The organism is Neorhizobium petrolearium, assembly GCF_029854435.1.
GTDB lineage: Bacteria > Pseudomonadota > Alphaproteobacteria > Rhizobiales > Rhizobiaceae > Neorhizobium > Neorhizobium petrolearium.
Genome location: NZ_CP123000.1, coordinates 2,383,686 through 2,396,870, shown reverse-complemented (window position 1 = coordinate 2,396,870; position 13,185 = coordinate 2,383,686). Strand labels below are relative to the sequence as shown.

Genomic DNA, 13,185 nt, shown 5'->3' with positions numbered 1-13,185 from the left:
CTACTCACTTGTCCAAGCAGCCGCTCCCCCTTGGATGCGGCTCTGCGATAAGGTGAGTGATTAACTCAATTTAAATCGCCCGGCTTGGCCCGATCCGCGGCAATTGAATGATTTTGGGCAATTTTCACGGCTATGAGCAAATCTCTGCGACAGCCGTTAGGTTCGTCTTACCTTTTTCCAGCGTGCCGGAGTCGTGCCGACATGCTTGCGGAAAACCCGGGTGAAGTGTGCCTGGTCGGAAAAACCCGTCTCGGCGGCAATGGATGTCAGGGGCTGGTCGTCGGCCAGGAGCAATTCCTTGGCGCGGTCGAGGCGCGCGTTCATCTGCCATTCGTGTGGCGCCATGCCCGTCGACGCCTTGAAGGAATGGCTGAAATGCGATTGCGACAGACTTGTCAGGTCGGCGAGCTCCTGCAGGCGGATATTGCGCATGCAATTCTCAGCGATGAAATCGGTGGCGCGCCGGAGTTGCCAGGAGGCAAGGGAGCCGCGTTTGCGTGACGGCGCCTTCATCATCTTGAGCACGTCGATGACGAGTGCCAGTGCCAGCCCGTCCCCGTAAAGGTCGTGCAGCGGGTCAGGATTGGCAATTTCGGCGGCGATCAACTCGGCAAGCGCCACAACGCGCTGGTCGAAGAAGAGGAGTTGCGGATCGCTGAGCTTCTTAGGATCGATCTCCTCCATCAGCCGCCGGCTGACGACATCCGCATCGAAATGGATATCGAGATGGCGCACATACTGCACCTCGGTGATATCGACCCAGAGGTCCATGTCCGCGGGAATATAAGAAATCGGACTGTCACGCCTGTCTTGTGGTGCTCCGCGCCCCCTGGGAGAAAGCTTGACGTTCGGCCGGCCCCGACCGCGGTGGTCGAGCAGGATGAAGAGGCGCGGATCGCGCGCTACATAATGTCCACCTGCATAGGCTGCGCAGTCCACGTCCCAGAGATCGGCGGCAATACCGTTCCAGTTGCGGCGGCGAAGCCCTCCGATGACCGAGAAGCCCTCGATCTTATTCTGCATCCGCGGCTGAAACGTCATCCTGATTTCCCGCAAATATAAACTTGTATCTGTTTATCAAGTTTATGAAAGGCCATCAATCGCTATGTTTTGTCGGCTTTCACCGATCTGCGCCTCGTGCAGCCTGTTATAGGTACCGCGCCGGGCGATCAGGTCCTGGTGTGTCCCCTGTTCAACGATGCCGTTGCCGTCGATGACCACGATCCGGTCCGCGCCCTGGATGGTGGCGAGCCGGTGGGCGATGATCAGCGTCGTGCGGCCTTCTGAAAGTTCCGCAAGAGAGCGCTGAATGGCGCGTTCGGTCTCCGTGTCGAGTGCCGAGGTGGCCTCATCAAGGATCAGGATCGGCGGATTCTTCAAAAACATCCGGGCAATCGCGACGCGCTGCTTCTGACCGCCGGAGAGTTTGACGCCGCGTTCTCCGATCATCGTATCGAGCCCGTCCGGCAGGTTCGCCAGCATTTCCTCAAGCCGCGCCCGCCGTGCCGCCTCGACGATCTCCTTCTCCCCGGCGCCGAGCCGTCCATAGGCGATGTTTTCACGAATCGTGCCGCCGAACAGGAAGACGTCCTGCTGCACGATGCCGATCTGCTGGCGCAGCGATACCCTCGTCATCTTGCGAATATCGATGCCGTCGATGGTGATGCTGCCGCCGCCAATCTCGTAGAAACGCGGCAACAGCGAACAGATGGTCGTCTTGCCGGCACCCGAGGGACCGACGAAGGCAATCGTCTCGCCGGCGTGGATCGTCAGGTTGACGTCCTTCAGCACCGGCTTTTCGAGGCTGTAGCCGAATGAGACGTTCTCGTAGGCGATCTCGCCCCTGAGATGGTCGACCTTAACCGCATCCGGCGCATCAGCGATATCCGGCTCCGTGTCGATGAGTTCGGTGAAGCGACGGAAACCGGCAATGCCCTTGGGATAGGTCTCGATGACCGAGTTGATCTTCTCGACCGGCCGGAAGAAGACGCCCACGAGCAACAGGAAACCGATGAAGCCGCCGGCGGTGAGCTCGCCCGACAGGACGAAATAGGCACCGGCAATCATCACCACCATCTGGGTCAATCGCATGCTCATGTAGCTGAGCGAAGTGCTGGCCGCCATCAGCTTGTAGGCTTCAAGCTTGACGCGCCGGTAGTTCTGGTTGTCCTCTTCGAAGAGCGCCCGCTCATGCTGTTCGTTGGCGAAAGCCTGAACCACGCGGATGCCGCCGACATTCTCCTCGATGCGGGTGTTGAAGTCGCCAACCCGATCGAACAGGCGACGGAAATTCTGGGTCATCCGGCTACCAAAATGGCTGGTGACCCAGGCCGTCAGCGGTACGATGACTGCGGTGATCAGGGCGAGCTGCCAGTTGACCGAGAACATCAATGCCAACGCGCCGGCAAAAGTCATCAGCGCGATGAACAGATCCTCCGGCCCGTGATGGGCGACTTCGCCGATCTCTTCCAAGTCCTTTGTGAGGCGACCAACGATATGACCGGTCTTCTGGCTGTCGAAATAGCTGAACGAAAGTTTCTGTAAATGGTTGAAGGCGGCGCGGCGCATATCCGTCTCGATATTGATGCCGAGCATGTGTCCCCAGTAAGTGACGATCGCCATCAGGCCGGTGTTGATTGCATAGACGATGAAAAGCGCTGCGGAGGCGGCGAGGATCAGCAGCCATTCCTGGCTGAGCAGCAGTCTGTCCACGAAAAGTTTCACGGCCATGGGAAAGCCGAGTTCAAGGACCCCGGAGAGGATCGCACACGCGAAATCGAGGATGAAAAGGCCTCGGTAAGGCCGATAGTAGGAGAAGAAGCGGCGTAACATTCAAGTTCTCGGGGTGAAATCGATATCAGAGCGTGGCTGACCAGAAAAAACGAAACTGACGAAACATGATCCGCTTACTCCATATTAGAAAACGAGCCCGGACGGATAGTGCTTTATACCGCTGAATGCAAACGAGCGAAAATGTGCGGATGGGAATGTTCCGCTTCCGTTTTTTGCGACCGGCGGCCTCCGTTCTCCGCTTACTCTCGATCTTGTCCCAGGCGAATGCATCGCGCTGATCGGCTACGGCGTCGGGAGCTTTCCGGAATCGACTTTGCGCGGCGGTCTCCTATATCGGTCCAAGCCGGTGGCTGGATGCTAACAGGAGAGGAGTAAGACATGACAATGACTTCAGAGGATGTCGTCGCCGTGCTTGGGCCTATCGACGAGACGATGATCGCCGATGTCATCGCGACCGGCGCGACGGCGGGAGAACTCGCCGAAGCCTGGGCCTGGATCAACAGCGAAGAGGCGCTGGTCAGCGAAGGCCGGCGGCCCCCGACCGGAAAAGTGGCTGAGCTTGTCGACCTCCTGTCCTCCCAGGAGGAAGATTGGGAAGAATAAAATCTTGCACGAAAGGCGAGCCCGATGCTGGTTGGACAGCTGCGGGAAATGCTTTCTTTTCCCTGCGTGTTAGCAGTCGCTTGGGCGGAGTGCCAATTTTTTAGCGTTTCCCCTTGAAACTGGAATTTCTCAAACCAAATCGATCTCACCAATCGTTCGTTTGAGAGGGGGTGGCGCTTGTCCGGACTGGTCAGCCGGTCCGGGAGGGAGCTTTGATCATCATCGCTTGTCCAGGAGGAAGACATGACGTTCCGACCGCTTCACGACCGCATTCTCGTCCGCCGGGTCGAATCCGAGGAGAAGACCAGGGGCGGCATTATCATTCCCGACACTGCCAGGGAAAAACCGCAGGAAGGCGAGGTCATTGCCGCCGGTGCCGGTGCGCGCAACGACCAGGGCCAGATCCAGCCGCTCGATGTCAAAGTGGGTGACCGGATCCTGTTCGGCAAGTGGTCGGGAACCGAGATCAAGATCGACGGCGAAGACCTTCTGATCATGAAGGAAAGCGACGTCATGGGCATTATCGAGGCCCCGGTTGCCGGCCAGAAGGCCGCCTGATCCGGTTCAAGTCAGTCAGTGGCTGCCTATTAGGAGTGAGGAAAATGGCTGCGAAGGAAGTCAAATTTCATACCGATGCCCGTGAACGCATGCTGCGCGGCGTCGATATTCTCGCCAATGCAGTGAAGGTCACGCTGGGCCCGAAGGGGCGCAACGTCGTCATCGACAAGTCCTTCGGCGCGCCGCGCATCACCAAGGACGGCGTGTCCGTTGCCAAGGAAATCGAACTGGAGGACAAGTTCGAGAACATGGGCGCCCAGATGTTGCGCGAAGTCGCGTCGAAGACGAGCGACGTCGCCGGCGATGGTACTACGACCGCCACGGTTCTCGCCCAGGCGATCGTCCGGGAAGGGGCCAAGGCGGTGGCTTCGGGCATGAACCCGATGGACCTCAAGCGCGGTATCGACCTCGCGGTGGAAGCGGTCGTCGCCGAGCTGAAGAGCAATGCCCGCAAGATTTCCAACAATTCCGAAATTGCCCAGGTCGGCACCATTTCCGCCAATGGCGACACGGAGATCGGCCAGTATCTGGCGGAAGCCATGAACAGGGTCGGCAACGAAGGCGTCATCACGGTTGAAGAGGCCAAGACCGCCGAAACCGAACTCGAAGTCGTCGAAGGCATGCAGTTCGACCGCGGGTATCTTTCACCATATTTCGTCACCAACCAGGACAAGATGCGGGTCGAGCTTGAGGACCCCTATATCCTGATCCACGAGAAGAAACTTTCGAACCTGCAGAGCATGCTTCCTGTTCTTGAGTCCGTGGTTCAGTCCGGCAAGCCGCTCCTCATCATCGCCGAGGACGTCGAAGGCGAAGCGCTCGCAACGCTCGTCGTCAACAAGCTGCGCGGCGGCCTCAAGATCGCTGCCGTCAAGGCTCCGGGCTTCGGCGACCGTCGCAAGGCTATGCTGGAAGACATCGCCATCCTGACCGGCGGCACCGTCATCTCCGAAGACCTCGGCATCAAGCTCGAGAACGTGACGCTCGACATGCTCGGCCGCGCCAAGAGAATCACGATCGAGAAGGAGAATACGACCATCATCGATGGCGCCGGCAAGAAGGCCGATATCGAGGGCCGTGTTGCCCAGATCCGTGCACAGATCGAGGAAACGACCTCCGACTACGACCGCGAAAAGCTGCAGGAACGCCTTGCCAAGCTCGCTGGCGGCGTTGCCGTCATCCGCGTCGGCGGTTCGACGGAAGTCGAGGTGAAGGAAAGGAAGGACCGCGTCGACGACGCGCTGCATGCAACTCGCGCCGCCGTCGAGGAAGGCATCCTTCCCGGCGGTGGTGTCGCGCTGCTGCGCGCGATCAAGTCTCTCGACAGTATCAAGACGGCCAATGACGACCAGCGGGTGGGCATCGATATTGTTCGCAGGGCGATCGAGTCTCCGGTTCGTCAGATCGCCGAAAACGCAGGCGCCGAAGGTTCCATCGTCGTCGGCAAGCTGCGCGAGAAGGCGGAGTTTTCCTATGGCTGGAATGCTCAGACCAACGAGTATGGCGATCTCTATGCCATGGGGGTCATCGATCCGGTCAAAGTCGTCCGGGCAGCGCTCCAGGACGCCGCGTCCGTCGCCGGTCTGCTGGTGACGACCGAAGCCATGATCGCCGAGAAGCCGAGGAAGGAAAGTACCGCTCCTGCAATGCCCCCCGGCGGAATGGACTTCTAGGCCATTAAACCGAGGCCCGTCCTTTCCGGCGCCGCTCGCTCACTTGCGGACGGCGCCGAGCCGCGCGAGGACTTCATTCGGGATTCCGTACCTGGAGATGACTTCCCTGTTGTTCCGCAGGCCGCAGATTTCCCGCTGAATGAAGAAGGCCCAGACAGCATCGGAGGCCTTGTCCACCAGGGTCTCCCGGTCGATACCCCCTGGCTGTTCGGATTTCCAGGCGGCCAGCGCCGCAAGGGCTGCCTCCACCTTGCGCCCGTGGCGGCCAAGCGCGTCGGCCCGCTCGGATGCCAGCTCGTATTCCAGCACGTTGAAACCGGTCTCGGGTGATGCTTTAAACGAGTGCGGCGGACGAAAACTCAAGATTGGCCCCCTTTTGGTTGGCGGACACTGCCAGCTCCGAAGCGCGCCGTATCCAATTTGAGCAGCCGCACTTCGGTTTCTGCCGTTCAGCGCATAGTGGAAAAAATCGCTTTTCCCCACGATCCGAAACTCGCAGATTGCCAAGTCGACCCTACATAGGGACGACTTGAAACTCTTTTCTGTATCTAAATTCGATGCGAGCATAGGCTCGCGATCTGGAGGAAATTTGTCATGTCCCTGAAAAAGCAACTGTTGGGTATTGCCCTTGCGCTTGGTGTTTCGGCCAGCCTGGCTCAGGCGCAGGTTGTCGTTTCCTCGAAGATCGATACGGAAGGCGGTGTGCTCGGCAATATCATCCTTGCCGTGCTGAAGGCCAACAACATCGAGACCACCGATCGTATCCAGCTTGGCGCCACGCCCGTCGTTCGCAAGGCGATTGCGGCTGGCGAGATCGACATCTACCCCGAATATACGGGCAATGGCGCGTTTTTCTTCGAAAAGAGTGACGATCCAGTCTGGAAAGATCCCCAGAAGGCTTATGAAGCGGTCAAGAAGCTGGATTACGATGCCAACAAGATCGTCTGGCTGACGCCGTCTTCGGCCAACAACACCTGGGCGATCGCGATCCGTGAGGATGTCGCCGCGGCCAATAAACTGAAGACCCTCACGGATTTCGGCAAGTATGTCGCAGATGGCGGCAAGATCGTGCTCGCCGCCTCTTCCGAATTCGTCAATTCGGCCGCGGCGCTGCCGGCCTTCCAGACGACCTATGGGTTCAAGCTGAAGCCGGAACAGCTCATCACGCTTTCGGGAGGTGATACGGCCGCGACGATCGCGGCGGCGGCGAACCAGACCAACGGCGCGAATGCCGCCATGGTCTACGGCACCGATGGCGGCATTGCGCCGTCCGGCCTTGTGGTCCTCGAAGACGACAAGGGTGTGCAGCCCGTTTACCAGCCGGCGCCGATCATCCGAGAAACGGTGCTGAAGCAGCATCCCGATATCGAGGCCCTGCTGAAACCCGTCTTCGAAAAGCTCGACCTGGTCACCCTGCAGGACCTCAATGGCCGCGTGCAGGTGGGTGGCGAGCCGGCCAAGGCGGTTGCCGAGGACTTCCTGAAGAAGAACGGCTTCCTCAAGTAGTTCCTTTTCGGCCGGATTTCGTACCAACATGGGCCGGGCACGGCTCTTATCAGTCGCGAGGCAGGGGAGCGGTTTGAAGATTCGGTTCGACAAGCTCGGCATCGTTATTGCTCTTCTTGTTGCCTATGGAGCATTGGGCGCATCCTTCGCGGTGCTCAAGCCCAACCGTATCATGCAGGGGGAAGCAAAGATGATCCTTGCCGCTCTGCCGGCCTGGGCGGGATGGGGGTTGATTGTCGTATTGTTCCTTGCTGCGGCTGCTTCTCTGTTCCGGACGTCGCCATGGCTCAAGCTGGTTGCCGCGTTTGCGGCGCTTGTGGCCCTGGCGCTTGCGATCGGATCTGCTGCGAGTTTCCTCACACCGGCCGGCAATACCTATGCCCGCGTCTCGCCGGCCTCCGGCTTCTGGCTACTCCTGTTCGCCTTCATGCTTCTGGCGGCCGATGCGATCACGCGACTGAAGCCACCGCCGTGGATGCGGGTCTTGTTCCTTGTCCTTACGGCCGGTGGCGTTGGCGCCATCCTGTTGTCAGGGAGCTGGAACGGACTATCGATCATGAAGGAGTATGCCGGCCGCGCCGATGTCTTCTGGAGCGAGGCTGGCCAGCATGTGAGGCTGGCGCTTGGTTCGCTCGTCGTAGCCGCCGCGGTGGGACTGCCGCTCGGCATCCTGTGTCACCGGGTGGCAGCTCTTCGGGCCGGCGTGCTCAACACCTTGAACCTCATCCAGACGATACCGTCGATTGCACTGTTCGGCATCCTCATCGGCCCCCTGGCATGGATTGCAGCGACGGTGCCGGGTGCCGCGGAAATCGGCATTCGAGGCATAGGAACCGCGCCGGCCTTCGTCGCGCTCTTTCTCTATTCGCTGCTGCCGGTGGTTGCCAACACGGTCGTCGGGCTTGCCGGCGTGCCGCGCGAGGCCAATGACGCGGCCCGCGGCATCGGCATGACGGATCGGCAGCGGCTCTTCCAGATCGAGTTTCCGCTGGCGCTGCCGGTCATCCTGACCGGCATCCGCATCGTGCTTGTCCAGAATATCGGGCTTGCGACGATTGCGGCGCTGATCGGCGGGGGCGGTTTCGGCGTCTTCGTCTTCCAGGGCATCGGACAGACGGCCATGGACCTCGTGCTGCTCGGTGCCGTGCCGACAGTGGCGCTCGCCTTCGCCGCAGCTGTCATCCTCGATGCGCTGATCGAAATGAATTCCCGTGTTCTGATCGGAGCAAGGTCAGCATGATCGAGATCGATGCCATCACCAAGCTTTATGACGATGTTGCCGTGGTCGATGACGTCTCGATGGTGATCGAACCGCGCACCGTCACGGTGGTGGTGGGCACGTCCGGTTCCGGCAAGACGACGCTTCTGAGGATGATCAACCGCCTCGTGGAGCCGAGTTCGGGTGCGATCCGGCTGGATGGTGAGGACAACCGCTCCATCCCTGGCCATGAACTGCGCCGCCGGATCGGCTACGCCATCCAGGGCCACGGTCTTTTTCCCCATCGCACTGTGGCAGAGAATATCGCGACCGTGCCGGGCCTGCTTGGCTGGGAGAAATCGCGGATCGATGCCAAGGTCGAGGAATTGCTGACGCTCTTCCAGCTTGACCCGAAAATGTTCGGGTCCCGCTATCCGCACGAGCTCTCCGGCGGCCAGCAGCAGCGCGTCGGGGTTGCCCGGGCGCTCGCGGCCGAACCAAACGTCCTCCTGATGGACGAACCCTTCGGGGCGCTCGATCCGATCATCCGCGCCAAGGCGCAGGACGACCTTCTGGCGATCCAGAAACATTTCGGCACGACCATCGTGCTCGTCACGCACGACATGGACGAAGCATTTTATCTGGCGGACAAGATCGCCGTGATGGACAAGGGCAGGGTACTGCAATACGGCCCGCCGGCGGAACTCGTGCGCGCGCCCGCGGCTCCCTTTGTCGAGACGTTGATCGGTGACATCGAGCGGCCGTTCCGGCTGCTGTCGGTCGCCAAGATCGGTGCGGCGGTGGAGCCGGGCGAGGCCGATGGCGAGCCGATTGGCGAGGACCGGACCCAGCAGGAAGCGCTTGCGGATCTGCTCTGGTCCGGCAGGAAGGCTCTGCCCGTCGTCTCCGCAAGCGGAGCGCCGATGGGGCGGGTCACGCTTGACGCCCTTCTGAAGTGCGCCGCGAGGCCGCAATGAAAGCCTGGCTTCCGACGATCCTGAGGGGGCTGCTGCTTCTCGTTCTGGTCACCTTCCTGGTGACGCCGGCAAGCTTCGAACCGCTCCTGAGGCCGTTGGTGCAGCCGAACGCGCCAGCGATCTACGACCAGGGCAGCCTGCTCGATCTCACGCTCCTGCATCTGAGGACCGTCTTCATCGCGACATTGGTGGCGACCGTCATTGCGGTGCTGCTTGCGATCCTCGTCACCCGGCCGTTCGGGGCGGAGTTCCTGCAACTCTCCCGCAGCCTCGTGAATATCGGCCAGACCTTTCCGCCGGTTGCGGTGCTGGCGCTCGCCGTGCCCGCGGTCGGATTCGGTGAAAAGCCGACACTGATCGCGCTCTTCCTCTATGGCCTGCTGCCAATCTTCGAGAACACGCTGACGGGGCTCACCAACCTGCCGCGTTCGGTGATGGAAGCGGCACGCGGCGCCGGCATGACCGATTTCCAGCGGCTTCTTCAGATCGAATTGCCGCTGTCCTTGCCTGTCATCGTCGCGGGTATCCGGCTTTCGGTGGTCATCAGCCTTTCCACCGCGACGATCGGTTCGACTGTGGCGGCAAAAACGCTCGGCGAAGTCATCATCGCCGGACTGCAGTCGAACAATCTTGCTTTCATATTGCAAGGGGGATTGATCGTTGGCGCCCTGGCGGTCCTGATCTACGACGGGCTTTCAGCGGCGGAGGTCATGCTGACGCGTCGGGCGGGCTCCACCTGATCTGCGCGCTTAGCCGTGGCTTGAATCCGTCGGGACGATCGCTTCGGAATCCTGTTTCAGGTTGCCGCGATGGAAAATGAAAAGGCCGGCGAGCACAATGATGCCCGCGCCGATCCAGGTCTGCACGTCAGGCAGATCATCGAAGAACAGCCAGCCGAGCACCACGGCCCAAAGAAGCAGCGTATATTGCAGCGGTGCAAGCACCGAGGCTGGCGCAAGCTTCAGCGAACGGGTGATCAGCAGATGGGCGATGCAGGCAACGATACCGAGCAGCAACAGCGCGAGCAGTTGGCCGAAGTCGAACGGGCTCCAGTGGCCAATACTCAGAAAAATACCGGCGATTAGCGCCGCGATGGTTTGCCAGGTCACAAGCGTAGCATCCGAGGTCGCGCGCAGCCGGCGGTTCAAGACAAGCGTCAGGGCAAAGGAGAAACTGCCGATCAGTCCAAAGATCGACGGCCAGGACAGCATCGCCGAGGAGGGGCGCAAAGCGATGATAACGCCTACAAAGCCTATGAGAACAGCAAACCAGCGCCGCCAGCCGATCCGCTCTCCGAGCAGGAAATGCGAAAGCGCGGCAACATAGATCGGCCCGGCCATATAGAAGGTCATGACATCGGCAAGCGGCAGATAGACGACAGCGGCATAAAAGAGCGCGAGATCGCCGGTAGCGAAGACGACCCGCATTACCTGGAGTGTTGGACGCTCCACACAATAGAGCGCCGATATCGGCTGGCGGGCGAACATCGGGCCGAGCACGAAGAACGCGCCGAGCGAACGGATGACCAGGACCTGGCCGACCGAGAAGCTTGCAACCAGCCATTTACCCATGGCGTCGTTCAGCGAGAACATAAAATCGCCAAGCAGCATCAGCAGCACGCCGATCAGGATCACGTTGCCGCCGAGGGCGGAAGACACTCTTTTGTCCATGAGATTCGAGTGCTCCTCCGACTTCGATCCTTTGCAAGCTGCGGCTTAGCCGGCCAGCCTGCCTCCTTGCAAGGGTTTTGGCGCCCCGGTGGTCGTCGGGAAGCTGATCGGCAGACCCCGCAGGACACGGACTCCAAGAAATGCGAAGCATTCCGCCTCGACCGCATCGCCGCGCCAGCCGAACTGGTCGGCGGAAACGGCGGTCACGCCCGCGCGGCTTTCGAGCATCGCCATGATCGTCGGGTTGCGGCGGCCGCCGCCGCTGACGATCAGCCGTTTCGGGCGGTGCGGCAAAAGGTCGAGGGCCTTGGCGACGGCGGATGCCGTAAAGGCTGAAAGTGTCGCGGCCCCCGTCGCGTCGTCGAGTCCGTCCGCCATGGCGGCCGTGAAATCGAACCGGTCGAGCGACTTCGGATAAGGTGCCGTGAGATACGGGTGCTCCAGCAGCCTTTCGAGGCGTTCTTCATCCACCTTGCCGGAAGCGCCCAGTGCGCCGTCGCGGTCCATCTCGCCCAAACCACGCATCTTCATGAAATCGTTGAGCGGCGCGTTGGCCGGGCCGGTGTCGAAGGCAATCACCAGATCCTTGCCGTCCCACCAGGTAATGTTGGCGACACCCCCGAGATTGAGCACGGCCGTATCGCCCGAGGTATCCAGACTGCGCAGCAGGGCTGCGTGATAGGCCGCGGCGAGCGGCGCGCCCTGGCCGCCGGCCCGCACATCCGCCGTGCGGAAATCATAGGCGACCTTGGTGCCGAGGATCGAGGCCATGAGTTCGCCATCGCCAAGTTGGCGGGTGGCGCCGATCCGTTCCCTGGTCGGCGCACGGTGCAGCACGCTCTGGCCATGGAACCCGACGATGCCGATATCTGCCATGGTCAGTCCGGCGCTTGTCACAAGGTCTTTGACGGCCTGCGATTGGGCGCGGGTCAGAGCCACTTCGGCCTTGCTGAAAATCGCTGGCTCCGGACCTTCGAAATTCCAGGCACGGGCCTGTTGCAAGGTCTCTTCGAGCAGCAAACGGATTTCCGACGGGTAGGGGGCGAGCGTGTAGGCGCCAAAGGTGTCGATCGCTTCGCCGTCGGTCTTTAAGAGCGCGACGTCGATGTTGCCATCGAGAACGGTTCCGGTCATCAGGCCGACGGCCCAGATTGGCTCCATGGCAGAATCCTCACGCTTGGTTGACGAGATCGCCGACAGTCTGGCGAAGCGCCAGTATGCCGCTATCGGAATGGCGGGTCGGGTGGACGCGATTGGTGAGCAGTGTCCAGGCGCGACCCTTGTCGAAGTCGATCCAGAGGCCGGTGCCGGTGAAGCCTGTATGCCCGATCGTCGCGGGGCTGCAGGCATTGCCGCCCGACCAGTCGGGATAGGGGTGTTCCCAACCATGGGTGCGGCGACTGGAGAGAGGCGTGCGCATGAGCGCGATGGCGTTTGCGGAGGCTCCGGTTCCGTTCAACAGGCTCGCGGCAAAATCGAGGACGGAAGAGACGGTGCCGAACAGGCCTGCATGGCCGGAGCCTTGCAGGGCAAAGCAGTTCTCGTCATGCACCTCGCCGCAAAGCACGCGATGCCGGAACTGGCAGTCCTCCGTCGCGGCCGTATTCTCCGGGTCGCTGGACCATGCAAAGCCCGGACCGGAATCGAGGTTGCGGATCGTCTTGCCTGCCAGCCGCTCCAGCACGAAACCGAGCAGGATGAAGTTGATGTCCGAATAGGCTGGTGGACAGGGCCGCCACTCCCGCTGCAGGACGAAGGCGCGGAGGAGATCGGGATCGCGGCTATAGGTGTAGATCGGCTCGACGCCGGGGAAGGGCGTCTGGTGGCCGAGGCATTGGCGGAAGGTCACTTTCCGTTCCCAGGCATCGGCATTGTACTGGCGGAAATCCGGCAGCAGCGCGGTGAGCGGCGCGTCGAGATCGATCACGCCTTCATCGGCAAGATTCAGGATACGCGGCGTGGTGAAGATCACTTTGGTGAGCGAAGCGAGGTCAAACCAGGTGTCGAGCGTCATTGGCCGGACGGCCGGAACGATCTGCGCCGAGCCGACCGCGCGCGTCACGCGGCCGTGTTTCAGGTCAACGACGCCGAGCACTCCGCCCGGGATGCGTTTCTCCGCGACTGACCTTTCCAGCGGCGCGAAGGCACGCTCGAAGGTGGCGATCAGCTTTGCATTGGCTGTGGTACCCATCCGGTCGTCCATGACC

General features: G+C 61.1%; 13 protein-coding genes. 7 read left to right on the top strand and 6 right to left on the bottom strand.

The genetic code is table 11. From position 1 onward, the window contains the following. Positions 1-156 precede the first annotated feature (156 nt). Complete coding sequence (locus QEO92_RS12040; protein ID WP_227703182.1) at positions 157-1,041, bottom strand: AraC family transcriptional regulator; 885 nt, start codon at positions 1,039-1,041, stop codon at positions 157-159. Positions 1,042-1,083: 42 nt separating this feature from the next. Then, positions 1,084-2,832, bottom strand: coding sequence for an ABC transporter ATP-binding protein (locus QEO92_RS12035; RefSeq protein WP_227703181.1), 1,749 nt, complete (start codon positions 2,830-2,832; stop codon positions 1,084-1,086). 339 nt (positions 2,833-3,171) lie between these two features. On the opposite strand from QEO92_RS12035, the gene QEO92_RS12030 reads away from it, so the two are divergent. From QEO92_RS12030 to groL, 3 genes are all read left to right on the top strand, one after another. Further along, positions 3,172-3,396 carry a hypothetical protein gene (locus QEO92_RS12030; protein ID WP_037147796.1) on the top strand — a complete coding sequence of 75 codons (225 nt, stop codon included), beginning with the start codon at positions 3,172-3,174 and terminating at the stop codon, positions 3,394-3,396. Between the two features lie 243 nt (positions 3,397-3,639). Next, a complete protein-coding gene (gene groES, locus QEO92_RS12025; protein WP_227703180.1) occupies positions 3,640-3,954 on the top strand; it encodes a co-chaperone GroES in 315 nt (104 codons plus the stop codon). A gap of 44 nt (positions 3,955-3,998) precedes the next feature. Continuing rightward, complete coding sequence (gene groL, locus QEO92_RS12020; RefSeq protein ID WP_227703179.1) at positions 3,999-5,627, top strand: chaperonin GroEL; 1,629 nt, start codon at positions 3,999-4,001, stop codon at positions 5,625-5,627. Between the two features lie 39 nt (positions 5,628-5,666). Here the strand turns inward: groL and QEO92_RS12015 are convergent, their stop codons facing one another. Beyond that, on the bottom strand, positions 5,667-5,990 hold the full coding sequence (locus QEO92_RS12015) for a DUF6665 family protein (protein ID WP_227703178.1): 324 nt from the start codon (positions 5,988-5,990) through the stop codon (positions 5,667-5,669). Positions 5,991-6,221: 231 nt separating this feature from the next. On the opposite strand from QEO92_RS12015, the gene osmF reads away from it, so the two are divergent. Genes osmF through QEO92_RS11995 form a run of 4 tightly spaced genes read left to right on the top strand, consistent with a single transcriptional unit; the run spans position 6,222 to position 10,048 of the window. Further along, entirely contained in the window at positions 6,222-7,133 is a 912-nt protein-coding gene (osmF, locus tag QEO92_RS12010; protein ID WP_227703177.1) for a glycine betaine ABC transporter substrate-binding protein OsmF, read from the top strand. 28 nt (positions 7,134-7,161) lie between these two features. Next, entirely contained in the window at positions 7,162-8,373 is a 1,212-nt protein-coding gene (locus QEO92_RS12005; RefSeq protein WP_227703176.1) for an ABC transporter permease, read from the top strand. Then, positions 8,370-9,308 carry an ABC transporter ATP-binding protein gene (locus QEO92_RS12000; RefSeq protein WP_227703175.1) on the top strand — a complete coding sequence of 313 codons (939 nt, stop codon included), beginning with the start codon at positions 8,370-8,372 and terminating at the stop codon, positions 9,306-9,308. The genes QEO92_RS12005 and QEO92_RS12000 overlap by 4 nt, the downstream gene beginning before the upstream one ends. Further along, positions 9,305-10,048 (top strand): ABC transporter permease, encoded by a 744-nt coding sequence (locus tag QEO92_RS11995; protein ID WP_227703174.1) that lies wholly within the window; start codon positions 9,305-9,307, stop codon positions 10,046-10,048. Before QEO92_RS12000 ends, QEO92_RS11995 begins: the two co-directional genes overlap by 4 nt. A 9-nt stretch (positions 10,049-10,057) precedes the next feature. Here the strand turns inward: QEO92_RS11995 and QEO92_RS11990 are convergent, their stop codons facing one another. From QEO92_RS11990 to QEO92_RS11980, 3 genes are read right to left on the bottom strand one after another with little or no spacing between them, the layout of a single operon-like run. Then, positions 10,058-10,978: a DMT family transporter gene (locus QEO92_RS11990; protein WP_227703173.1), complete on the bottom strand. Its 921-nt coding sequence runs from the start codon at positions 10,976-10,978 to the stop codon at positions 10,058-10,060. 45 nt (positions 10,979-11,023) lie between these two features. Continuing rightward, positions 11,024-12,139, bottom strand: a complete 1,116-nt coding sequence (locus QEO92_RS11985; RefSeq protein WP_227703172.1) for an anhydro-N-acetylmuramic acid kinase — start codon at positions 12,137-12,139, stop codon at positions 11,024-11,026. A gap of 10 nt (positions 12,140-12,149) precedes the next feature. Further along, positions 12,150-13,181: a serine hydrolase domain-containing protein gene (locus QEO92_RS11980; protein ID WP_227703171.1), complete on the bottom strand. Its 1,032-nt coding sequence runs from the start codon at positions 13,179-13,181 to the stop codon at positions 12,150-12,152. Positions 13,182-13,185 lie beyond the last annotated feature (4 nt).